This is a genomic window from Kitasatospora sp. NPDC001664 (genome assembly GCF_053596675.1).
On the sequence record NZ_JBSFGS010000017.1, the window covers coordinates 57,102 to 80,211 of the forward strand.

The 23,110-nt window shown below is 73.2% G+C and carries 16 protein-coding genes and 1 pseudogene; 15 read left to right on the plus strand and 2 right to left on the minus strand.

Annotation, left to right across the window (positions count from 1 at the left end; genetic code table 11):
• The first annotated feature begins 1 nt into the window (after window position 1).
• From ACWCYY_RS23850 to ACWCYY_RS23890, 9 genes are all read left to right on the plus strand, one after another.
• A complete protein-coding gene (locus ACWCYY_RS23850; RefSeq protein ID WP_380149775.1) occupies window positions 2-226 on the plus strand; it encodes an MbtH family protein in 225 nt (74 codons plus the stop codon).
• Window positions 227-307: 81 nt separating this feature from the next.
• Window positions 308-2,089, plus strand: coding sequence for an ABC transporter ATP-binding protein (locus tag ACWCYY_RS23855; RefSeq protein WP_380149776.1), 1,782 nt, complete (start codon window positions 308-310; stop codon window positions 2,087-2,089).
• On the plus strand, window positions 2,082-3,812 hold the full coding sequence (locus ACWCYY_RS23860; protein WP_449797174.1) for an ABC transporter ATP-binding protein: 1,731 nt from the start codon (window positions 2,082-2,084) through the stop codon (window positions 3,810-3,812). Before ACWCYY_RS23855 ends, ACWCYY_RS23860 begins: the two co-directional genes overlap by 8 nt.
• A 46-nt stretch (window positions 3,813-3,858) precedes the next feature.
• Complete coding sequence (locus ACWCYY_RS23865; RefSeq protein ID WP_449797175.1) at window positions 3,859-4,716, plus strand: siderophore-interacting protein; 858 nt, start codon at window positions 3,859-3,861, stop codon at window positions 4,714-4,716.
• A 143-nt stretch (window positions 4,717-4,859) separates the two neighbouring features.
• A complete protein-coding gene (locus ACWCYY_RS23870) occupies window positions 4,860-5,924 on the plus strand; it encodes a FecCD family ABC transporter permease (protein WP_449797176.1) in 1,065 nt (354 codons plus the stop codon).
• Window positions 5,921-6,952 (plus strand): FecCD family ABC transporter permease, encoded by a 1,032-nt coding sequence (locus tag ACWCYY_RS23875; RefSeq protein ID WP_449797177.1) that lies wholly within the window; start codon window positions 5,921-5,923, stop codon window positions 6,950-6,952. The genes ACWCYY_RS23870 and ACWCYY_RS23875 overlap by 4 nt, the downstream gene beginning before the upstream one ends.
• 77 nt (window positions 6,953-7,029) lie before the next feature.
• A complete protein-coding gene (locus ACWCYY_RS23880; protein ID WP_380149781.1) occupies window positions 7,030-7,317 on the plus strand; it encodes a hypothetical protein in 288 nt (95 codons plus the stop codon).
• Window positions 7,318-7,429: 112 nt separating this feature from the next.
• On the plus strand, window positions 7,430-7,951 hold the full coding sequence (locus tag ACWCYY_RS23885; RefSeq protein ID WP_380149782.1) for a hypothetical protein: 522 nt from the start codon (window positions 7,430-7,432) through the stop codon (window positions 7,949-7,951).
• Between the two features lie 271 nt (window positions 7,952-8,222).
• Window positions 8,223-9,068: a HEAT repeat domain-containing protein gene (locus ACWCYY_RS23890; RefSeq protein WP_449797178.1), complete on the plus strand. Its 846-nt coding sequence runs from the start codon at window positions 8,223-8,225 to the stop codon at window positions 9,066-9,068.
• Window positions 9,069-9,119: 51 nt separating this feature from the next.
• Here the strand turns inward: ACWCYY_RS23890 and ACWCYY_RS23895 are convergent.
• Window positions 9,120-9,360: pseudogene (locus ACWCYY_RS23895) on the minus strand (transposase); the annotation flags it as partial.
• Window positions 9,361-9,468: 108 nt separating this feature from the next.
• On the opposite strand from ACWCYY_RS23895, the gene ACWCYY_RS23900 reads away from it, so the two are divergent.
• From ACWCYY_RS23900 to ACWCYY_RS23925, 6 genes are all read left to right on the plus strand, one after another.
• Window positions 9,469-10,167 carry a response regulator transcription factor gene (locus ACWCYY_RS23900; protein ID WP_380149783.1) on the plus strand — a complete coding sequence of 233 codons (699 nt, stop codon included), beginning with the start codon at window positions 9,469-9,471 and terminating at the stop codon, window positions 10,165-10,167.
• Entirely contained in the window at window positions 10,164-11,618 is a 1,455-nt protein-coding gene (locus ACWCYY_RS23905) for a sensor histidine kinase (protein ID WP_449797179.1), read from the plus strand. The genes ACWCYY_RS23900 and ACWCYY_RS23905 overlap by 4 nt, the downstream gene beginning before the upstream one ends.
• Window positions 11,619-11,733: 115 nt before the next feature.
• Window positions 11,734-12,129, plus strand: coding sequence for a hypothetical protein (locus ACWCYY_RS23910; RefSeq protein ID WP_449797180.1), 396 nt, complete (start codon window positions 11,734-11,736; stop codon window positions 12,127-12,129).
• Window positions 12,126-12,347 carry a hypothetical protein gene (locus ACWCYY_RS23915; protein WP_449797181.1) on the plus strand — a complete coding sequence of 74 codons (222 nt, stop codon included), beginning with the start codon at window positions 12,126-12,128 and terminating at the stop codon, window positions 12,345-12,347. Before ACWCYY_RS23910 ends, ACWCYY_RS23915 begins: the two co-directional genes overlap by 4 nt.
• Window positions 12,348-12,376: 29 nt before the next feature.
• Window positions 12,377-12,688 (plus strand): hypothetical protein, encoded by a 312-nt coding sequence (locus ACWCYY_RS23920; RefSeq protein WP_449797182.1) that lies wholly within the window; start codon window positions 12,377-12,379, stop codon window positions 12,686-12,688.
• A gap of 274 nt (window positions 12,689-12,962) precedes the next feature.
• Entirely contained in the window at window positions 12,963-13,934 is a 972-nt protein-coding gene (locus ACWCYY_RS23925; RefSeq protein ID WP_449797183.1) for a DUF4434 domain-containing protein, read from the plus strand.
• A gap of 173 nt (window positions 13,935-14,107) precedes the next feature.
• Here the strand turns inward: ACWCYY_RS23925 and ACWCYY_RS23930 are convergent, their stop codons facing one another.
• Window positions 14,108-23,107, minus strand: coding sequence for a WXG100-like domain-containing protein (locus ACWCYY_RS23930; protein ID WP_449797184.1), 9,000 nt, complete (start codon window positions 23,105-23,107; stop codon window positions 14,108-14,110).
• Window positions 23,108-23,110: the final 3 nt, after the last annotated feature.

Below are 23,110 nucleotides of genomic sequence, written 5' to 3' on the forward strand. Positions count from 1 at the left end.
CATGAGCTCGACCAACCCCTTTGAGGACGACGCCGCCCAGTACTACGTGCTGGTCAACGAGGAGAACCAGCACTCGCTCTGGCCCGCCTTCGCCGAGGTCCCGGCCGGCTGGACCGTGGTGCACGGCGAGGACAGCCGCCAGGGCTGCACCGACTACGTGGACGCGCACTGGACCGACATGCGCCCGGCCAGCCTGATCGCCCGCACCGAGGCCGCCTCCGCCTGATCCGTGGCATCCGGGGGCGGTGAGCCCCGCGCCACCGCCCCCGCCCCGGACCACTTCCGATCCCGAACAGACGGACACCAGTTGAGCACCGATCAGATCGCCCCGGCCGACCCCGGCGGGCTGACCGCCGAGGACCTCGCCGACGAGGACCTGGACCCCGCCGCGCTCTCGCCCGAGCGCCGCCGCCGGGCCCGCGCCCTGCTGCGCGGCGCGCTGCGCCCGCACCGGGGCCTGGTGGCCGCCGCCATGGTGGCCGCCGCGATCCGCCAACTCGCCCTGCTGGCCGTGCCGTGGTGCGTGCAGCAGGCCATCGACGAGGGCCTGGAGAAGAACGACAGCGGCACGCTGCTGTTCTGGAGCGTGGCCACCCTGGCCACTGCCGTGGTGCAGTTCGCCGGTCTGTTCGGCTGGCAGTTCCTCTCCGCCTACGCGGACTGCAAGGTCGGCGCCGACCTGCGCGGGCGCCTGCTGCGCCACCTGTCCTCGCTCGACCGCGGCGCGCTCGCCTCGCGCGGCCACGGCGACCTGTCGATGCGGGCCACCCGGGACACCGACCTGGTCCGCGAGTGGGTGCACGGCCTGGCGATCTGGGTGGTGCTGGCCACCACCTTCGTGGTGGTGCTGCCCGCGCTCGCCGTCACCGACGTCAGCCTGCTGCTGGTGGCCCTGGCCACCCTGCCCTTCCTGGTCTGGGTCAACCTGTACTTCCCCAAGCGCTTCGCCGCCGCCAGCGGCGAGCTGGCCACGGCGCACGGCGACCGGGCCGACGCGGTGGCCGACCTGCTCCAGGTCGGCACCGGCCTGCGCGGCACCGGCGGCCACCGCCCCCTGGTGGACCGTCACCACCTGGCCAGCGCCGAGGTCAAGCGGCGCACCGTGATCGCCGCCCGGGTCGAGGCGAGCTGGGCGGCCGTGGCACCGTTCGTCCCGCGGATCGCGGTCGCGGCCGGCGTCGGCATCGGCGGCCTCGCCGTCCTCGACGGCTCGCTGAAGAAGGGCGCGCTGCTCGCCTTCATCTCCTGGATGGCCATCATCACCCTGGCCACCCGGGTGCTGGTGGATCGTCTGCTGGAGCGCGGCCAGGCCGACGTGGCCGCCGCCCGGATCGACGAGGCGCTCTCCATCCTCCCCACCGTGGTCGAGCCCGCCCCCGGCGCCGCGAAGCCGCTGCCCGCCACCGGTGCGCTCAGCCTGACGGGCGTCAGCGCCGTCCGGGACGGCCGCACCGTCCTCGCCCCGATCGACCTCACCGTCGCGCACGGCGAGTTCCTCGCGCTCGACGGGGCCACCGGCTCCGGCAAGTCCACCCTGCTGCGGATGCTGGTCCGGCTGGACGACCCGGCCACCGGCACCGTCCGCTACGGCGCCACCGACCTGCGGGAGGTGCTGCTGGACGAGGTCCGCACCCGGATCGCCTACGTGGCCCAGCGCCCCGTGCTGCTCTCGGGCACGGTGGCCGACAACCTGCGGCTCGGCCGCGACCTGCCCGAGGAGGCGCTGGTCGAGGCCTGCCGGACGGCCGGCATCCACGACCAGCTGGCCGCCATGCCGGACGGCTACGCCACCGAACTCGGCGAGGGGGGAACCGCCCTGTCGGGCGGTCAGGTCCAGCGCCTGGCCATCGCCCGGGCCCTGCTCGGGGACCCGAAGGTGCTGCTGCTCGACGACTCCACCTCCGCCCTGGACACCAGTACGGAGGAGCTGGTGCTGGAGCGGCTGAAGGTCTGGGCCGAGGACCGCACCGTGGTCTTCTGCACCCACCGCTCCGCCGTGCTGGCCGCCGCCGACCGGGTGGTCACGCTGGCCGCCCCGCTCCACTCCGCCGAGGCGGAGGACCGTACCGAGGAGGTGTCCCGTGGCTGAGCAGCCCGTGCTGAAGGACGAGGCCGACCAGAAGCAGGTGCTGCGCCGCGCGGCCCCGTACCTGCGGCCGCACCGCACCAAGCTCGGCATCGCGCTGGGCGTCGGCCTGGCCGACTCGGCCGCCCTGGTGGCCGTCGCCCCGCTGGTCGGCCTGGCAACCAAGGCCCTGACGGACGGCGACCGTCGGCTGCTCGGCCTCGCGGTGACGCTGCTGGTGATCGCCGCGGTGGCCCAGCTCGCGCTGGCCCGGGTCGGTGAGCTGCTGCTCATCAAGTCGGGCGAGGAGGTGGTCCGTTCACTGCGCGAGCGGGCCGTGGAGAACCTGGCCACCGCCCCGCTGCGCTTCCTGGAGACCCACCGCAGCGGCGAGCTGCTGCGCCGGGCCACCGGCGAGGTGGCCGGGCTGGCCGCCTTCGTCCGGCTGCACCTGCGCAACCTGGTCTCCTCCGGGGCCACCCTGGTCTTCACCGTGGTGCTGCTGGCCGGGTACTCCTGGGTGATGCTGCTGCTGCAGCTCGCCGTCTTCCTTCCGCTGACCCTGCTGGTGACCCGGTGGTTCCAGCGCGACGCCGGTGCCGCCTTCGGCGGCAAGGCCCAGGCCGAGGCGGCCGTCGCGGCCACCTTCACCGAGACCCTGACGGCCCGTGAGGCGCTGCAGACCTCGCGCGGGCTGGCCGGCTGGACCAAGCGCTTCGACCGGGAGAACACCCACGCCGTCACCGCCGCCCGGCGGGCCCTGCTGGTGGAGAACCGGATCGACCTGGTCTCGCTGGTCGAGGGACTGGCACTGGTGGTGCTGCTCGCGGTCGGCGGCTGGATGGTCACCCAGGACCTGATGGGCCTCCCCACGGTGGTGGTCTTCGTGCTCGCCAGCCGGAACCTGTTCGACTCCTTCACCGAGCTCTCCCAGCTGGTCGGCGAGGTACAGGGCGCCAAGACCGGCCTGGCCCGGCTGCTCGAACTGCTGGACGCCACCGCCCCGTCGGGCCCGTCGGGCCCGGTCTCCCTGCCGGAGCGGGGCGAGCTGCGGTGCGAGGCGGTGGAGTACCACTACCGCGCCGACCGGCGGACCCTGCACGCCGTCTCGCTCTCCTTCCCGGCCGGCAGCCGGACCGGTGTGGTCGGCGAGACCGGCTCCGGCAAGACCACCCTCTCCAAGCTGCTCTGCGGCCTCTACGCGCCGGACGGCGGCACGGTGAGCTTCGGCGGCACGGACCTGCGCGAGGTGCCCGAGGCCGAACTGCGGCGCCGGGTGGTGCTGGTGCCGCAGGAGGTCCGGATGGTCACCGGCACGGTGGCGGAGAACCTGGCCCTGGTGCAGGGCGAACCGACCCGCGCGCAGATCGAGCGGACGGTGGAGCGGCTCGGCCTGGCCGACTGGATCGCCGGCCTGCCCGGCGGCCTGGACGCCGAGGTCGGCCAGCGCGGCGGCAACCTCTCGGCGGGGGAGCGTCAGATCCTGGGCCTGGTCCGGGCGGTGCTGGCCGATCCGGCGGTGCTGGTGCTGGACGAGGCCACCGCCGACATCGACCCCGCGACGGCCGCCCGGCTGGAGCACGCGCTGGACGAACTGCGGGCGGACTGCACGCTGATCGTCATCGCGCACCGGCCGGAGACCATCGCGCGGCTGCCCCGGGTGGTGCGGATGGACGGCGGGCGGGTGGTCGCCGACGGGCCCTCGGCCGGGCAGCCCGCCGGGGCTGGCCTTTCACGAGTAAGTTAGGCTAGCCTAAGCTGACTTGATCACTCCTGTACCGAACGGGCCGACCATGACCACCGAAGCCGCCGTGCCCGCCGTGACCGTTCCGCCCCGGCTGCGGATCGTCCGGCACCCGCTCAAGTACCGGTTCCTGGAAGTGAAGCGGGTGCTCCGGGTCACCCCGGGCACGGTGCGGGTCACCTTCGGCGGCGAGGCCCTGGAAGGCTTCTGCGAGCAGCAGCCCACCGACCACGTGAAGCTCTGCTTCGCGGAGGAGGGGGCTGCTGCTCCGGTCGAGCCGGTGGTGGTGGACGACACCTGGGTGGACGCCCCCGAGGGCATGTCCGAGCCGCTCACCCGTGACTACACCATCCGTCACTACCGGCGGGCGGAGCAGGAGTTGGACATCGACATGGTGTTGCACGGCACCGGCGTCGGATCCTCCTGGGCGGCCTCGGCCGAGCCCGGGATGAGGCTCGGCGTCTTCGGGCCGCGCGGCTCCGAGGTGATCGACTTCGTCCACGACTGGTACCTGCTGGCCGCCGAGGAGACCGCCCTGCCGGCCCTCGCCCGCTGGATCGAGATGCTGCCGGCCGGAGTGAAGGTGCTGGCCTTCGCCGAGGTGCCCGGCCCCGAGGACGAGCAGGTCCTCGAGACCGCCACCGACCTCACCATGACCTGGCTGCACCGCGGCACCGCCCCCGCCGGCACCACCGACCTGCTGGAGCGGGCGATCCGCGCCGCCGTCCTCCCCGAGGGGCTGGGCTACTGCTGGGTCGCCGGCGAGGCCAACACCCTCAAGCCGATCCGCCGTCACCTGCGCAACGACCGCGGCCTGTTGAAGCAGCAGGTCGACGTGGACGGCTACTGGAAGCGCGGCACCGCCAACCACGACCACCACGAGGACGACGAGCACGAGCACGCCTGAGTCCGCCGCCCGACCCGTCCGGTGCGATCGCCACGCGGCGGCACCGGCCGCGGGCGGCGTCCGCCGGTGCGTGCCGGTGCCGACGGGGGCGTAGGCATCCCGTTGCGCGGCGCTCCGTCCGTCATCACCCCCTAGGACCCCCCATGACCACCGACACCCTCACCGCCCCGGCCCCGCCCCGGCGGGACGCGGCCGCCCGGCGAGGGCGGTCCACCCGGCGGCGGGTCGGCTGGCTGTTCGGCGGGCTGGCGCTGCTCGTGCTGCTGATGCTGGCCGGGATCGCGGTCGGCGCCCGCTGGGTGCCGCCCGCCCGGGTGCTCGACGTGCTGCTGCACCGTCAGCCCACCGACGAGGACTGGATCGTGGTCCACCACACCCGGATCCCCCGTACCCTGCTGGCCGTGGTGATCGGCGCCGCCCTCGGCCTGGCCGGCACCCTGATGCAGGCCGTCACCCGCAACCCGCTCGCCGACCCCGGACTGCTCGGGGTCAACGGCGGAGCGGCGGCCGCCGTCGCGGCCGGGACTGCGCTGTTCGGGCTGCGCGGCTTCCACTCCTTCGTCTGGTTCGCGCTGGCCGGAGCCGGAATCGCCGCCCTGGTGGTGCAGTTGCTCGGCTCCGGGGGCCGGGCCTCCGCCACCCCGGCCCGGCTGGCGCTGGCCGGGACGGCCGTCACGGCGGTGCTCACCGCCTTCGTCAACGGCCTGATCCTGCTCGACCCGCTCACCCTCAACCGCTTCCGCTACTGGCAGGTCGGCACGCTCGGCGGCCTGGACGCCGCCGTGCTCCGCCAGGTGCTCCCGTTCCTCGCGGCCGGGGCCCTGATCACCTTGCTGCTGGCCCGTTCGCTGAACGTCCTGGCCCTCGGCGACGAGACCGGTCACGCCCTCGGCGCCCGTCCGCTCCGCACCCGGCTGCTCAGCCTGCTCGCCATCACCCTGCTCTGCGGCGCGGCCACCGCCGCCGTCGGCCCGATCGCCTTCGTCGGCCTGGCCGTCCCGCACCTGGCCCGGTACGTGGCCGGTGCGGACCAGCGCTGGGTCCTGCTGCTCTCCGCCGTCTTCGCCCCCGTCCTGCTGCTCGGCTCCGACATCCTCGGCCGGCTCGTCCTGCACCCCGCCGAACTCCAGGTCGGCGTGGTCACCGCCTTCCTCGGCGCCCCGCTCTTCATCGCCCTGGTCCGGGGCCGGAGGATCGCCCAGCTGTGAACGCCCCTGCCTCGCTCCGCCTCCCACGCGGCCTCTCGTTCCGCCTGCACCCGCGCGCCGTCGCCGTCTGCGTGTTCCTGACCCTCGGTCTGGCCGCCTGCGCGGTCTGGGCCCTGACGGTCGGTGACTTCCCGGTCCCGGTCTCCGGGGTGCTGGACGCTCTGCTCGGCAGCGGGCCGCGCGGCACCCGGTACGTCGTCACCGAGCTGCGGCTGCCGCGCGTCCTGACCGCGCTGCTGGTCGGCGCTGCGCTGGGCCTGGCCGGGGCGCTGTTCCAGACGCTGGCCCGCAACCCGCTCGGCAGTCCCGATGTCATCGGCTTCACGGTCGGTTCGGCGACGGGGGCGCTGGCGGTGATCCTGGTCATCGGCGGAAGCGCGGCCTCGGTGGCCGGGGGAGCGGTGGTGGGCGGGCTGGTCACCTCGGCCGCGGTCTACCTGCTGGCGCGGAAGGGCGGCGCCCAGAGCTACCGCCTGGTCCTGGTCGGCATCGGCGTGAGTTCGCTGCTCGCCTCGCTGAACGCCTACCTGATCGCCCGGGCCTCCTTCACCGACGCCCAGAGCGCGGCGGTCTGGCTCACCGGCAGCCTGAACGCCCGGGGGTGGGAGCACTGCGGCCCGCTCGCCGTCGTCCTGCTGGTGCTCCTCCCGGCCGCCCTGGTGCTCGGCCGCTCCCTCCGACTGCTGGAGATGGGCGACGACACCGCCACCGCCCTCGGCATCCGCGCCGAGCCCGTCCGGGCGGGGGTCGTGCTGGTCGGCGTCGCCCTCACCGCCGCCGCCACGGCGGCCGCCGGCCCGATCCCCTTCGTCGCCCTGATCGCCCCGCAGGCCGTCCGCCGCCTCACCCGCGCGACCGGCCCGAACCTGCTCGCCTCCGCCCTGCTCGGCGCGGTCCTCCTCGCGTTGAGCGACCTCGCCGCCCAACGCCTGCTCGCCCCCACCCAGCTCCCGGTCGGCGTCTTCACCGGCGTGGTCGGCGGCCTCTACCTGGTCTGGCTGATCGCCCGTCAGTGGCGCCGCCGCTGACGCCGGTTACGGTGAACCCCGCGAGCCGCTGCGGCGTCTCTCCTCCCGACCGCCACGACCCTCAAGGAGAACAGCGCATGGCCGACGAGAAACCCCAGCAGACCGACGAGCGGGGCCACGACTTCGGGCCCTGGTGGGCAGAGCTCGGAACGGTGGGATCGGTCGCGCTGGTCGTGGTCGGCCTGGTGGCGGTGGTGTGGGTCACCTTCAGACTGCCCGGCACCCCGGAGAACCTGGCGTCCGGCTACTACCAAGCCGCCAGGGTCGTGGCCATCGGCCTGGTGGCCGTGGGGTGCACGGTCCTGGGCCGCCGCCGCGCCCGGGCCGCCTACGCAGCTGAAGTCAGCCGACGCACGACCTCGTGAGCCGTACCGAGGGAGATCCGGGTGCCGGATATGTGAAACGTCGCGAATAGTCGCTGGTCAGGCCGAAGATCCCTGATGGGATTGAGTAACCGCGAGACCTACGATGACCACCATGGAACCAGTGCCCGCCCTCGTCCACTTGGACAGCCCCTTCATCAACTTCCGAGACTTCGACTTCGGTGAGGGCTCCCACGGCTACCGCTGGGTCGACGCCACGCGTTTCCAGTTGTCGTCCGAGGCACTGGACAACCGAGACGTGCTGGCCGCCTTGATCGCACACCCGCAGTTTCGGAACACGTACGACGGAGCCGGCGTCCAAGACTGGCCACGGCACGGGCAGTGGTGGCTTGACCGCATCACCCCCGACGCCTACGAGACCGTCGACGCCGCGACGGCCGTCGATGTCATCCACTCCTGGGCCAACCAACATGGAGACGTCCCGGATTCACTCGCCTCACGCCTGTGTCAGGAGATCTACACCCCAATTCGCGAGGCGACCAGCAGGTACCTACTGGGACAGCTTCCCAAGGACGCGTTCCACGACTACGGCCCCATCCACATCGACTACCACGAACTCGTCCTCATCGACCGCCCCGCAGCGACGCTCACTCTCCTCGTCGCAGCTGACGACTGACGCTTCCGCGATCAGCGCCACAAGCGCTTGAAGGGGGCATTCGGGCAGTTTCCAATACCCGACTCCACCATCACTCAGGTTGAACTCGCCTTGTCGTAGGTGCCGAGAGGTGCCGAGCGGTGGGTATGTCCTGTCCGTGCGATACGCGCAGGGGGGCGGGTTCACTGCCCAGGAACAGCAGCGTCGGGAGTGGGGACGGCTCGATTCTGCCCGAGCGGTAGTAGCACGATATTTCGAGCGGCACGTGGGTGGTTTGTCTACGCTGACGGGCGTGGCTGATGACGATGAGGGACTCGAAGTCCTACGCGCTGCGGCGCTCCTGGACCCGGACGGGCATGATTACTGGCAGGTCGTCAGTGACTTTCACCGCCGTGCGGACCGGTCGGCGTTCGAAGCCGCGTGCACGCTGGCTCGTGCCCAGGACATGCGCGAGCGGGTGGTCGGCCTGGACGTCCTGGGTCAGCTCGGGTACAGCGTCGGCCGCCCGTTCCGGGAGGAGACCCTGCCGATCGTCGTCGAGGCCTGTGTCGACTCGCGCCCCGGCGTGGTCCAGTCGGCGGTCGTGGCATTGAACCACCTCGCCGACCCGCGAGGCTTTGCCGCCGTGCTGGGCCAGGCGGAGCACGACGACGAGGACGTCCGCCAGGCGGTGGCCTTCGCCCTGCCTTCGGTCGCCGGAGCCCCCACCTCCCCGGAAGCCATCGCCGCGCTGATCCGGCTCAGCGGCGACCGGTCGGACTTCGTCCGCGACTGGGCGACCTTCGGTCTGGCACTGGAATCGGCCGGCGACAACGAGCAGATCCGGCACGCCCTGCTGGAGCGGGTGGGCGATCCCGACCCGGACACTGCCGGCGAGGCGTTGCTCGGCCTGGCCCGGCGTGGCGATCGGCGCATCCTGACAGCGTTGATCGCGGCGCTGGACGGCGACGACCCCGACCACATCGCCATCGAGGCCGCGTGCGAGCTGGCCGCACCGGAGCTGCTCCCGGTACTACGCCGGCTCAAGCAGCAGGAACCGCCCGATGACGATGAGGAGCCGTGGATGCTCGACGACGCCATCACCGCGTGTTCCACCGCGGTGTACACGATTGCCGGAGTGGACCCGAAGCGGAGCTAGTGTCCTGCGCCGGAGATCCGTCGTTACAGGTTGAACTCGCGATGTCGGGGGTCAGGTCGGGGCGATGATCAGTCCGGTCTCGGCGAGGCAGCCGTCAACGAGTTGGGGGCGGTACTGGATCTTCCGCAAGCCTCGTCCGACTGTCCGCACGAGGTGGTTCGGATCGGCGAACGCGACGTTGGCCAGGAACCCTCACCGCACTAGCGACCAGATGCCCTCGACCGGGTTGGAGATCCGGAGCGTACGCGGGCAGTTGGTAGACGGTCAGCCAGTCCTGGGTGGCGACAAACTCCAAGACCACATCAGCTGCCCTCCGTCGACGGGCTGCGCACCCCGGGCTGCCGTCGTGAGGGGAGGCGTGAGAGCGTGGGCGCCTCGTGGCGGGAGCGGAGGAGAGCCGATGGGTGCCGGACGGGTGCTGGTGGTGGATGACGACGCGGCGATCCGACGTTCTTTGGAGCGCGGGCTGCGGCTCAGTGGGTTCACCGTCCGGACGGCGGGGAGCGGGCCCGAGGCGCTGGACCTGTTGGCGGGGGAGCCGGCCGACGCGGTGGTGCTGGACGTCTCGATGCCGGGCCCGTCGGGGACCGAGGTGTGCCGGGAGCTGCGTGGGCGGGGTGACGAGACGCCGGTGCTGATGCTCTCCGCGCTGGACGAGACCGCGGACCGGGTGAGCGGGCTGCAGGCCGGTGCGGACGACTACCTGGTCAAGCCGTTCGCCCTGGAGGAGCTGGTGCTGAGGCTGCGGGCGTTGCTGCGGCGGCGGCCCGCGCCGCCGTCCGCCATCCTGCGCTCGGGGCCGCTGACGATCGATCAGGAGACCCGGCAGGTGCACCACGGCACGGTCGAGATCAGCCTCACCCGGCGGGAGTTCGAGCTGCTGGTGCAGTTGGTGAGGAACACCGGCATCGTGCTGAGCCGCGACACCCTGCTGGAGCGGGTCTGGGGCTACGACTTCGAGGTGCGCAGCGACGCGGTCGACACCTTCGTCAGCTACCTGCGCCGCAAGCTGGAGGAGGGCGGACGGCCGCGCCTGATCCACACCGTGCGGGGCGTCGGGTTCGTGCTCCGGCTTCCCGTCGAGGAGGGCGGGCGGTGAAGCTCTCCACCCGGATCGCGCTCTCGGTGGCGGTGATGGTGCCGCTGCTGGTGCTCGGGGCCGGCGGCCTGCTGCTCGGACTGGTCAACAAGGACCTGCGGGGCCAGCAGGACGCCCGGCTGCGGGAACGGGCCGCCGCGGTGCTGCCCTCGGCCCGGGCGTTGCTGGCCGCCGACCACAACGGACGGCCCAGGGCCGAGCAGAACCAGGGGCGCAAGGTGCTCGGCGACGCGCTCGACTCCGGTGTGCGGGTGACCGCCGCGGACGGTGCCGTGGTGCTGGCGGGCGGCCCCTCCCCGATCGACCCGGCCCGGTTGCCGGGTGGGCCCGGTGGGCCGGTCACCGTCCGCGAACACGGAAGCGCCTGGCGGGTGTTGACCGTCCAGGTGGACGGTGCGGTGCCGGGCACGCTGGCCCTGATCGCCCCGGCCGCCGCCGACGGACCCCAACTCGCCGCCGTCCGGCGGCGGGTGCTGCTGGTGACCGTGCTGGCCGCGCCGGTCTCCGGACTGCTCGCCCTCGCCCTGGCCGACCGGGCCACCCTGTCGATCCGCCGGCTCAGCCGCCGGGCCGTCGCGCTCGACCCGGCGGCCGGTGCGGCGGCCTTCGCGCCCGGCCGGAGCCGGATCGCCGAGGTCGACGAACTCGCCACCGCCATCGGCACCCTGCTGGCGCGCTACGACGAACAGGCGGCCCGGACGGCGCACGCGCTGGACACCGCCCGGTCGTTCTCCTCCGCCGCCTCGCACGAACTGCGGACCCCGCTGACCAGCATGCGCACCGACCTCGACGTGCTCGCGGCCCACCCCGACCTGCCGCCCACCGAGCGCGCGGAGGTCGTCCGCGACCTCCGGGCGGACCACGGCCGGCTGGAGGAGCTCCTCACCGCCCTGCGTACCTTGGCCCAGGGCGACCTGGTGGAGGCCTCGGCCTTCGGGCCGCTGGACCTCGCGGAGCTGGTCGAGGACGCGGTCGGGGAGCTCCGCCGGCACCACCCCGAGGTGCTCCTGACCACCGATGTCCCTTCGGAGGTCCGGGTGTACGGCTGGGAGGGCGGCCTGCGGATCCTGCTCGCCAACCTGCTGGGGAACGCCGTGGCGCACGGTCACCGGCCGGGCGAGCCGAGCACCGTCGCGGTGCGGCTGCGGGCCGACGGCGGGGCCGCGGTGCTCTTCGTCGACGACCTGGGGCCGGGGATCGAACCGGCGCTGCGGCAGGCCGTGTTCACCCGCTTCCACCGGCGGCCGGACAGCCCCGGCTCCGGCCTCGGTCTGACCCTGGTGGCGCAGCAGACCGCGCTGCACCGGGGGACGGTGACCGCCGGGCCCGGGCCGGGGGAGCTGGGGACCCGGTTCGAGGTACGGCTGCCGCTGCTGCGGGACGGTGCGTCGACGGTGCCGGGGCAGATGCCGTCGCGGCGGGACTGGCTGACGGCCGATCAGGGGCGCTGAGCGCGCGTCGTGCTCACAGGGATTCCACAAGAAGCCCCGCTACCTTCCTGACCGGCCTGGCCCGGACCCGTGACCTGGGGACCGGGGGCCACCCGTCACCGAAGGAGATCCAGCCATGCCCAGCAACCGCAAGGCCGTCGTCGCCGCCCTCGCCCTGGCCGGCAGTCTGCTCGCCGTCGCGCCCGCGCAGGCGGACACCAAGCCCACCAGTGCCCCGACCGGCGACGGCGCGAAGTCCATCTGCAAGCGGCTGCCCAAGACCCAGGAGCACGTGGCCGCCGCGCTGACCCGGCTGAACGGCGACGCGACCGTCCGCGGCTCGGTGGCCCGGCTGGAGCAGCGGGTGGCGAACGCCAAGTCCGCCGGCCACACCGAGATCCAGACCCTGCTGAACGACCGCCTGACCCACCGCAAGAGCATGGTGCCCACCCTGCAGACCCGGCAGAACGACCTCAAGGCGGTGGCCACCTGGTGCGCCACCCAGGCCGGCGCCCCGGCGCAGGGCAAGTGACCGGCCGTCAGGCCGCCGCCGCCGTGGTCACGCTGGTGACCGCGGCGGTGCTGGCCCTCACCGCCTGCGGCCCGAAGGCCGCGCACCAGGGTACGGACCACGGTTCGGGACAGTCGGCGGGCGCCGACAACGCCCAGGTGCAGGACATGCAGCAGAAGCTCGACGCGGCCGAGAGCGCGGCCGCCGAGGCCGACGCGGACAGCACCCAGGCCGACTGAGGTCCGAGGCGGCGAGGCGTGTCCGGGGCATGCTCGGCCGAACGATCGATGTCCCGGCCGACGCCTGGTCGTTCGCCACCGCGTGTGAGCCGGCCCGCGACGACCTGCTCGACACGCTCCGCCGGGGTGCCGAGGTCGGCCTGTGGGTCGGCGGGGGATCCGACTCCCTGGCGAGGCACTACGCGGGGCTCGACGAGTTGACCGACGGGGCCGCGGCCGCGACGGTGATCGGCCCGGCCCGCGCGGGCCGCGCGGGCCGGGCCCTGATGGTCGGTGACTTCCCGGTCCCGGTCTCCGGCGAGTCCGACGGGGACGTACCGCTTCCGGGTCGGGCGCAGTAGGATTTGACCAACGCCTTGGTTGGCGTTCGGGAGTGTTCAGTACGCTCCCCAGGGGGAGCCTGTCGTCGCAGTCCCGATGTCGCGACGACGGCCGATCGACGTCCTCGGATCGTTGCGCTGATTCCCGCGCAGAACGACCGGGACCACACCGCGCCACCGACGACACGGTGACAGTCGCCGTGCCGTGTCCGGCCCACCGCCGACGCGGGCCGGTGAACGTCGTCGCGGATCCGCTCGACAGTGCCTTCGTCGTGCCACGGAGGAGGGAACTCCGGTGATCCGAAGAATCGTCTGTTTCCTGGCCGTACTGACCTTTGTCATGTACGGCGCAAGCGTGTCGGGGGCGCAGCAGACCGTCCCGCGCGCGAAGTTCGGCGCCACCTTCTACCAGCCGCACACCTCGGGCAGTGACGGGTGGGACACCGCCAGGTGGAACCTGGAACTGTCGCAGATCGCCGCCGCCGGAATCGGCACCGTCATCGTGCAGTCCACCGTCGACGACGGCGGTGTCGCGTCCTACCCGGCGAAGGCCCTGCCCAAGGGCGCGGACGTCACCACGCCGCTGCTCGGCGCCGCGTCGGCGAACGGCGTGAAGGTCTGGCTCGGGCTGGCCGGCCCCGGATACTGGGGCTTCTACCAGAACGCCGCCGACCCGGCCTACACGGCTCAGCTGCTGGCCCGTCAGAAGAGCGTGGCCGCCGAGCTGACGAGCCGGTACCCGGGCAGGATCGCGGGCTGGTACGTCCCGCAGGAGGTCGACGACGCCCTCCTGCTCGACCCGGCGAAGGTGGCCGGTGCCCGGGCCTACTACACCGATCTCGTCGCGTACCTGCAGTCCACCACGGGCCTGCGCGTCATGGCGTCGCCGTTCTACCTCGGTGGCCGCCTCGACCCCGGTCAGTTCGCATGGCGCCTCGGCGCGCTGTTCAACCCGACCCGGATCAACGTGCTCGCGGTCCAGGACGGTGGTGGCAACGGATACGGCGCGGACCAGATCGGCCGGTACTTCCACGCCCTGCGGTACGTCCTGCGGCCGGCGCTCTGGACGAACGCCGACATGTACGACATGGCGCTCGGCGGCGGGCCCATGCAACCCGCGAAGCTCCAGGCCAACCTGACTGCCGTTCAGCCGTACGTCTCGGGATACACCGGATACTCCTTCACCACGCAGCTCGGGCCGTGGGATCTCGGCACCTTCGCCTACTACGACGCGTACCGCGCGTACGCCCAGGGGACCGCGCCGTGAGACCGCCCCGGTGGCGCCGCCGCTGAGCCGGTGCGGGAGACAGTGTCCCGGTCCGGGCGCCGACGGCTCCGGTGCGAGGGGGAGGACCCGCCGTACCGCCGCCGTGGTGGAGCGGTGGGGCGTCCGCAGCGGACGACCGTCGCGGTGCCGGTCGGCCTGGCCCGGGCGAGGCGTCAGGCGGATTCCGGAGGCGGGGTGGTGCGGGAGGTGACGAAGGTGTCGGCCGCGTCGAGGTGGGAGGTGGTGGCGGTGCGGAGGGGGTCGTCCTGGGGGTGGTCCTCGGGGGTGCGGTGGTGGCGGATGGTCAGTTCGCGGCTGCCCTCGGGGCGGGCGGTGACGCGGTAGTCCCAGGGGTGGTCGGACTCGGGGGCGGCGGCGAGGCGGACGCCGACCTCGGTGGGGCGGTTGCCCGGGCCGAGGTAGGTGGACTCCTCGATGGTGCGCAGTTGCTGGGCGGGGTCGCCGGTGAGGTCGTGCTCCTGACGCAGCGGCAGGTTCGGGCCCTCGCCGGAGACGGTGAGGTAGAGCTTGCCGACGGGTGGGAGGTCCGACTGGAGCAGGGGGGCGGCCGCTGCCGCGGCCTCCGCCATCGCGGCGGTGACCAGTTCGTTGGCCGGGCCGTGGTCGGTCCAGGTGGCGCGGTGGACGTCGTAGGGCTCGTGCTCCGGCCAGCCGTCCTTCGCCCCGGCGACCAGGTCGTCCAGGGTGACGGGGCCCTGGGCGGACTTCCGCTCCACGTAGTCGACCACCTGGCGCAGCTCGTCGCCGGTCAGCGGTGTGCCGGCGGGCTTGCCGAGCAGGTCGCCGAGCAGGGTGGAGGTGGCAGTGGAGGAGCCGCCGGAGAGCTCGACCAGTCGGTCGGTGGCCCGGATGTGGGCGGTGCCGGCCTCGGTGGCGGGGCTGAACTCGCCGCCGTAGGCGGCCTGGCCGACCCGGAGGGTGCCGAGGAGCTGCTCGCGTTCGGCGGGCGTGGCGGAGGTGTGGTCGAACGGTGCGTCGGTTCCCGACAGGGTGCGGTGGACGTCGTCGAGCCGTCCGGAGTCCTCGGTGGAGCGGAGCTCGCCGCCGTGGTGCTCAGGGGTGAAGGCCAGGTAGGAGTCGGAGGGCAGGTCGGCCTTGGTGGTGTCGGCGAGTGGGATGTCGACGGTGAAGGGGATGATGCCGGTCTCCTTGACCGGGTTCTGCTTGCCGTCGAAGAGGGTCAGCTCGACCTCGGCGTGGCCCTGGTAACGGGCCATCGGGACGGGGTACTTGGCGTTGGAGATCACCTGGCCGAAGTCGCCGTGGGTGCCGCCCTCGCGCCAGAACCGCTGGGCGCCGCCGGTCAGGGCCGGGTTGTGGGTGACGTCGCCGGTGATCCGTGCGCCGACCAGGCCCTGGGCGCCGGCGTTCTTCGCCGACGGGTCGGAGTGGACGGTGCCCGAGGAGACGGAGTTGGACGGGCTGGACTCCGAGGCCTTCTCGGTGTTCAGGTGCTCGAGGGAGACGATCTTCATGCCGACCTCCAGCCCCTTGCCGCCGCCGAGGGTGATCCGCTTGGTGGGGACGGTGGCCGAGACCTCGGTGCCCTGGGTCGCGGTGGTGAAGAGGGCGGACAGCTGGCTGTGCGAGGTCGCCCCGCTGACCAGCGGCGCCATCTCGTCCCAGGTCTTCCTGCCGAAGAACTCCGGGCCGCGCAGCCGCGCCAGGTCCTGCACGCCGCCGACGTCGCCGAGGAAGCGCAGCACGTCGCTGTCCTTCAGGCCGCCCTCCCAGACCCGCTCCGGCGGGACGCGGACCTCGGTGGTCGCGGGCGCGTCGGGCGACAGCGTCCGGGGCGGCTCCGCGGGCGCGGTCGTCGCGTCCTCGGTGGCCGGTTTTGGGACCGGTACGGTCTCGCCCGTCTCCACGATGGTCTCGAAGCCGATCGCCGCCGTGCGCTGCTGGTGCACCGAGGGGCCGACCAACGGCCGCCTGGTCATGGTGAACTGGAGCTCCGCCTCACCCCGGAAGGCGCTGCCGGGCAGCTTGGCCTTGGTGGCCGAACCCGCCGAGGTGCTGGTGTTGGCGGTCTCCGCGTGCTCCTGGCCGCGCCCGCCGGTACCGGTCAGACCGGCCGTCACCGAGACGGGCGTGTTCGGGATCGGGACGGCGGCCGTCACGCCGAGCAGGCCCTGGTGGCCGTGCGCGGTGCCCTTGGTGTCCGCGAAGGAGCGCTGGACGTCGGTGCCGGTGTTGAACTCGGTGGTTCCGGAGTCGCCCAGGTGCTCCATCCGGTCGCGGAGCACGGCGCCGACCCGGACGGTGGTGCGGCCGTGGTGCACCACGATCTCGTCGCCGGCCGTCATGCCCTTGAGCCGGGCCTGGAGCTTGTCGGGGGTGAGCTCGGCGTCCAGCTTGCTGCGCAGGCCCGGCCAGTCGCTGCCGAACGGGTTGCTCTCCAACTTCGGCTTCCCGTCGGACCGTCCGAAGCTGGGGAGCAGGGAGTTGGGCTTCCAGCCGGACTCCACCTGGGTGAGGAGCGACTCGCCGAGCGTCTGCCGAGGGGGTGGGGTGGTGCCGTCCGTCTTCGGCGGGGTCGGGTCGGGGAGGGCGTGGACGTCGGTGACGATGGCGGAGGAGTCGAGGCGGCGCCCCTCCACGAAGCCCTTGGGCTGGGTGGTGGTGGGCCGGTCGACCGGGCCCGAGACCGGGTCGGCGTCGCGGGTCGGGACGGCCACCCGGGCCACCGTGCCGACCTGTTCGACGTGCGTGCCGTCGTTCACCCCGAGCCGGGTGAACTCCACCTTGACGTCGTAGGCGGCGTTGACGTCGAAGAAGACGGCGGGCTCCACGTGCTTGCCGCGGTTGGAGGCCGAGCCGATGGTCTCCGAGCCGTGGCCGTAGGTGCGGTCCATCCGGTAGGTGTAGCCGCCGGTGGCGTCCACGATCGGGGCCCGCATCCGGAGCAGCCCGCCGCCGTCGAAACGCTCGCGCCCGTCCCGCAGGTTGCCCTGTCCGCGCGAGGAACGGCTGCCCGACTCGAACTCGTACTTGTCCGCCTTGGAGTGGTAGGTCGAGTCCTGCAGCCGTGCGGTGACGGTGACTTCGGCCTTCCAGGTGGTCCCGGAGATCGTCTCGGTGATCTGCCCGCCACGGGTGAGCTGGGAGAGCTTGGTCTTGAGCGCGACCCGGTCGAGGGAGGCGTCGAGCTTCTGCTTCACCTCCTGCGAGGGCTCGCCGTACTTGTTCCGGACCGCGTCCTCCACCGAACTGCGCACCTTGTCGGCGCCGTTGAGGCTGTGCACCACGTAGGAGGCGTTCAGCTCGTGCTGCTCGCGCATCCGGCGGGGTGCGACGTGGGTCGCCTCCGGCGGGGCGGGCTTGGGCGCTTCGGCGGGCGGCTTGCTCCCCGGGGCGGGCTCGGCCGGGCGCTTGAAGTCGACGGTGCCGTCCTCGGTGCGCGGCGCCTGGACCTTGACGGTGTCCCGGGAGTCCAGGCCCACCTCCACCTTGAGCGGGGCCGAGGTGTCGGACCTGCCGCTGCTGCCCTTGTCACCGGGCGGACCGAAGTGCACGTCGACCGTCAGGCCGGCACCGTAGATCACCTGCGGTGCCGAGTACTTGCCGTTGGCGTACACCCGGTCGGCCTGCCGGCCCTGCGCGCCGGCCCGGTCGCGCTGCTGGCCGTTGACGCCGCCGATCAGGTCGGCGCCCGGCGCGCCGGGCGTGGGGCGGGCGACCGTACCGCCGAACTGGCCGTTGACCAGGGCGGTGCGGGAGAGCAGGTTGCGGTCGACGTGGAAACTGCCGGTCTCGTTCACGGTGTTGAGCTCGGCCTTGCCGTCCTCGCGGCGGTAGGTCATCGAGTCGACCCGGGCGGTCGCGGTGACGACCAGGTTCTCCTTGCCCGGGATCTTGATCTCCAGGGGCTCGCCCCGGGTCATGCCGGTGAGCTTGGCCGCCAGGTTGGGCTGGCTGAACCCCTGCAGGACCTGCTCCCTGACGGAGTCCCAGTCCTTGCCGAACCGCTCCCGGCCCTGGGCGTCGACCGCCTTGCGGAGCGCGGCGGTGCTCTCCAGGTCACGGACCACGACGGTCTCGCCGAGGCCGCCCCGGTCGTTGCCGCCGCGCCAGACCGAGTCGGGCGGGCTGGTGACCTCGTGGGTGGGAGGCGGGGTGGTCTCGTCGGCCTTCGGCGCGGGGGTGGTCTCGTCGGGCTTGGGAGTGGCGGGGGCGGTCTCGTCGGCCTTGGGAGCGGCGGGAGTCGATTCGTCGGTCTTGGGGGCCGGGGTGGTGTCCTCGGTCCTGGGGACGGTGGTGTCGGCGCGGTCGACCAGCAGCTTGACGTCCGCCGTGCCCGCCGCGTGCGTCTCGGGCTTGCCGTTGAAGGTCATCTCGAACTGCACCGGGCCCTCGTAACGGACGCCCGGCACCTTGGACTTGCTGGTCAGCTGGGAGGTCCGGCTGTCGCCCGAGATCTCGACGTGGTCCCGCCCGAGCCGCCCCGCGCCACCGCCGCTGAACACGGCGGGGCCCGGCCGCAGCGCGCCGGCCAGTCCGAACTGGCCCGCGTTGCCCCGGTTGCTCGCGGTGCTGCGCACCTGCTGGACGGAGGTGCCGATGTTGAACTCGGTCTCCTTGGTGGTCCCGGTCTGGCGCAGGTCGCCGACCTTGGCGCTGATCTCCACCGAGCCGATGGTCCTGCCGTGCCGGTCCTTGAGCGTGACCGTGCTGGGCTCGCCGGCCGTCATGCTCTTCAAGTCCCGCTGGAGCCGGGGGAAGTCGACCTCGGAGAGGACCTTCTCCCGCATGGCTGGCCAGTTCTTGCCGAACTCCTGCTGCGCGGCCTTCTCCACCTGGTCGAGCAGCGCCTCGACGGGCTGCTTGTCGGTGGGGCCGCCGCCGTGCGGCGAGAGGTCGAGCACGATCTCCTGACCGCCGACCCGGCCGTCCAGCAGACGTTGCGGGGGCGTGCGCGGATCGCCGACCGAGTCACCGTCAGGACGCTGCGGCACCGCGACGTTCAGGCTGAGGTCGACCGCCTCGGTGTGGCTGCCGGTGGGGTCGGTGGTGACGGGCTGGTGGTCGTGGCGCAGCGAGCCGAAGTCCAGCTCCAGCTTCATCTTGGTCTCGAACACGTCGGCGGGCTCGGAGGTCTTGGACCGGGCCACCATGCCGCCCAGGTCGAGGTTGACCTCGCCCTGGCCGCGGTCGTGGAAGTACGAGGCCAGCTCCGCCCCCTCGGCGCCCGCGCCCGCCTGGCGGGTCTGGGCCCCGATGTTGAACTGCCACTGCGAGTCCCGGCTGCCGCCGAGCGCGACGGTGCGGTCGGCGCCGTTCTCGAACTCGATCTTCTCGGTGCGCAGGTGGGTCGACTCGGTGACCTCGCCGCGGAGCTTGATGTTCCCGCTCCAGCCGTTGCCTTCGAGCGGCACCGTCCAGGTCTCGCCGCGGGAGAGCGCGCTGAGCATCGGGCGGAGGGTGGCCGGGCCGAAGTGCGCGTCGGCGAACGCCCGGGCGGCTGCCCGGTCACCCGGGACGACCCCGGAGAGCACGTCGATCACCTTCTGGCGGACGGCCGCCTCGTTCCCGGTGAGGCCGACGACGAGGTCGTTGCCCGCGATCGGGCGGGGGGCGGTGGTCTCCGTGGCGGGGGTCTTCGGCTCGGCCTCGGGGGGCGTGGCCGGCTTCTCGCCGGGCTCCTCGGGCTTCACCTCGGGGTCCTTGGCTTCGGGGTCCTTGACCTCCGGGTCCTTGGTCGTGGGGTCCTCGGCCTTGGGAACGGTCGGGTCCTCGGTCTTGACCTCGGGGGTCTTGACCTCCGGGGTGGGGTTGGGGGTCGGCGTGACGGCCGGTGTGTGGACCGGCGCCGGCTCGCTGCCGTCGTAGTGGTTGCCCCGGTGATACACCGTCACCTGCTGCCCGTCCGGCGGACCGAAGATCGCCAGCGGGATGCCGTCGTGGTCGAGGACCCGCATGCGCAGGTTCAGCGCGTGGGCCGCGGCGGCCGGGAGCATCTCGCCCTCGGTGGTCAGCCAGCGGTTGCGCCAGTCGCGGACCGTCCGCAGCAGCGCGTCCCGCTCCTTGGGGGTCGGAGGCGGGGTGTTGTGGGCGAGGTGGTCACCGACGATGCCCCGGAGGTCGTCGAGCGGCATCCCGACGTAGCCGTCCCGGACGTCGCGCGGGAGGTACGCGAGCAGGTCGTTCGCGGTCAGGTCCGGGCGACCGAGCTGGTGGTTGCGGTAGTTGGCGACCACCTCCGGGGGCCACTGCTCACGGGGCAGGTCGGTGAAGTGCCGGTCCACCGCCGTCTGCAGCCGCCGCGACGGGCTCACCGCACCGGTGCCGTGGGCGCCCGGCAGCCCGGGTGCGCTCACGGCGAGCGAATTGAGCAGGCAGAGGCCGTCGCCGGTCACCGGGACCCGGGGGCCGGGCGGCGGGAAGGTGGCGTCGGAGGTGGCGGGGTGGGAGGCCGGCGGGACGTGGGTGGTCTCGGGAGCGGTGGTGGTCGAGTTGGTGGTCGTCGGGGCTTCCTCGGCGGCCTTCGGCGGCTGCTGGTGCTCCGGGGACGGCGGGGTGTGGGTCGGCGCCGGGGCCTCGGGGTCCACTCGGCCCATGAACTCCCGGAAGCCGTCGTACACCTGATCGTCCGTCGGCGCGGGGCGGCGCGGGGTGCGCTCGGGGCCCGGCTTGAGGGAGCCGCCGCCGGAGGGCGTGGTGGTGGGGGTGGCCGTGGGGGTGGTCGGCCGGGAGGGGGTCGCGGCCGGTTCGGCGGGGCGGGTGGTGGTGCTGCTGCCGTGGTTGCCGGTCGTCGCGGTGCCGTGACCGCCGACCGGGCCGGTGACGAAGCCGTTGGGGACCGGGGGAGTGGCGGCCGGGGTCTGGGGCGTGGCGGAGGGCTCGGGGGAGACCCGGCCGGTCACCACCGGCTCCGGTTCGTTCCTGGTCGGGGACTGGCCGCCGGAGATCCGGGTGCCGCCGTCGAGGGTGGTGTGACCGCTGGTGCCGCCGAGTGCCCCGGCGAGGTTGGGGACCGAGGTGGTGCCCAGGGGCTGCTGCGGCGGCAGGTTGGATGACTCGGTCACGGACTCGCGCACGGGGGTGGCCGAGTGCGCGACGGGCGCGGGCGCGGGGGCCGACTGCTCGTGGACGGGCGTGGCGGGCCGGGAGACGGTCGACTCGGCCGGCGGTTCCTGCCGCTGCACGGTCGTCTCGGTGCTGCCGCGTTCCGGGACGGGCTGGTGGACCGGCGGGGGCGCGCTCTCCTGAGCGGACGGGCGGGGGCTCGGGTCGTGCGTGACCGTCGGTTCGACGGGGCTGCGCTGGAGGGTCGGCTCGTGGGCCGTCACGGGGGCGCTGTCGGTGCGGGTGAGCAGCGGCTCGTGGACGGTGGGCTGCTCCTGACGGAGCGTCGGCTCCGAGTGGCTGCGCTGGAGGGCAGGCTCCGGGGGTGTGACGGGGGTGCTGTCGGTGCGCGCGAGCAGGGGCTCTTGGCGGACGGCCGGCTCGTGGGGTGTGGCGGGGGCGCTGTCGGTGCGGGTGAGCTGCGGCTCCTGGCGGACCGTCGGTTCGACGGGGCTGCGCTGGACGGTGGGTTCGTGGGGTGTGACGGGGGTGCTGTCGGTGCGGGTGAGCTGCGGTTCCTGGCGGACCGTCGGTTCGTCGGGGCTGCGCTGGAGGGTCGGTTCGTGGGGTGTGACGGGGGTGCTGTCGGTGCGGGTGAGCTGCGGTTCGCGGGCCGTGACGGGTTGGTCCTGGCGGAGGGTCGGCTCCGAGTGGCTGCGCTGGAGGGTCGGCTCGTGCGCCTGGACCTGCTCGCGCGGGGTCATGACGGGGGAGTCCGAGCGGGCGGCCACCGACTCCTGGCGCGGGACCGCCGCGTGCATCTGGGTGGGCTCGGCGGGCACCGAGCGCTGGGCGGTGGAGTCGAGGGAGCGGGTCGTCGCGGTCGCCGCGTGCTCGGTGGGCGTGTGCTGGCCGACCTCCGTACGGGAGAACGTCGGTGACGAGGGTTCACTCAGGGAGCGGCTCGAGCCGAACGGCGTCAGCCCGTTCACCCGGGACTCGCCCGGGCTGCTGCTGGGGCGGCCCTCGGTCGTGCCGTGCGTACCCGTGCCGGAGGTCGAACCGCCGCCGTCCAGCGAGCGGCTGGTCGAACCGCCGCCACCACCGCTGCTGCCGCTGCCTTCGCCCGACGGGCCGTGGTAACTGCCCTCCACGGAACGGGGCGTGGGCTTGGAGAAGGTCGGCTGGCCGTCCCCGCCGTCGAGCGAGCGGGTGCCCGAGGTGTCGACGTGCGGCAGGTCGCCGGCCTTGGGGGCGTTGAGGTGGCCCTTGATGGCGGAGGAGCCGGCGTGCAGGCCCGCGCCCGCGCCGCCGGAGAGGCCGGAGCCGAGCAGGGACTCGCTGTCCACCTTGCCGGTGGTGATCAGCTGGGTGGAGACGTCCGCGCCGACGCCGACCGCCGCGCCGGTGGCCACCTTGCCGACCGTGGAGTTCAGCGCGCGTTCGGCGCCGAGCTTGGCGCCCGCTCCGCCGATGCCCTTGCCGATGAGGTGGGCGGAGGCGCCGCCGACCGCGCCGCCGAGGGCGTTCTGGCCGAGCTCCTTCATGTCGATGCTCTTGCGGTGCCCCTCGGCGACCTGGATGCCCTGGGCGAGCAGGTTGATGGCGGCCATCTGGGCGGCCTGCTTGGCCGCCATCTCGATCATTTCCTTGAGCAGGGTCTTGAGGATGGTGGTGACCACCGTCCGGCTGACCCCGACCATCACCGGCACCTGGAGCAGGGAGGCGCCCGCGGTGAACGGGGCCTCGGCCTCGGCGGTGGCGATCTCGAAGGCGAGGATGCCGAGTTGGGCGATGATCTGGATCTTCGCGGTCTCCGCCGCGTTGGCCGTCGCCTCCAGCATGTCGCCCATGCCGTTGAGCGAGTCGACCGCGCCGGGGAGGAAGCCGGGCTCCTCCGGGGTGCCCTTTCCGGTGGCGTACTTCGCCCAGTAGGCGGCCAGCGCCTCGGAGGCGCGGCCCTGTTGGCCGTCGAGCGCGCGCTTGATCGCGGCGTCGGAACTCTCCGTGGCGTCCGTCAGGTCCGAGGCGGCCTGGCGGCAGCGTTCGGCCATGTCGCGGAGCAGGTCCTCGTCGGCCTCCGGCCAGCGGCAGCCGGCCAGCAGCAGGAGCACCCACTGGAGGGGTTCGGGGAGTTCGACGGCCATCGG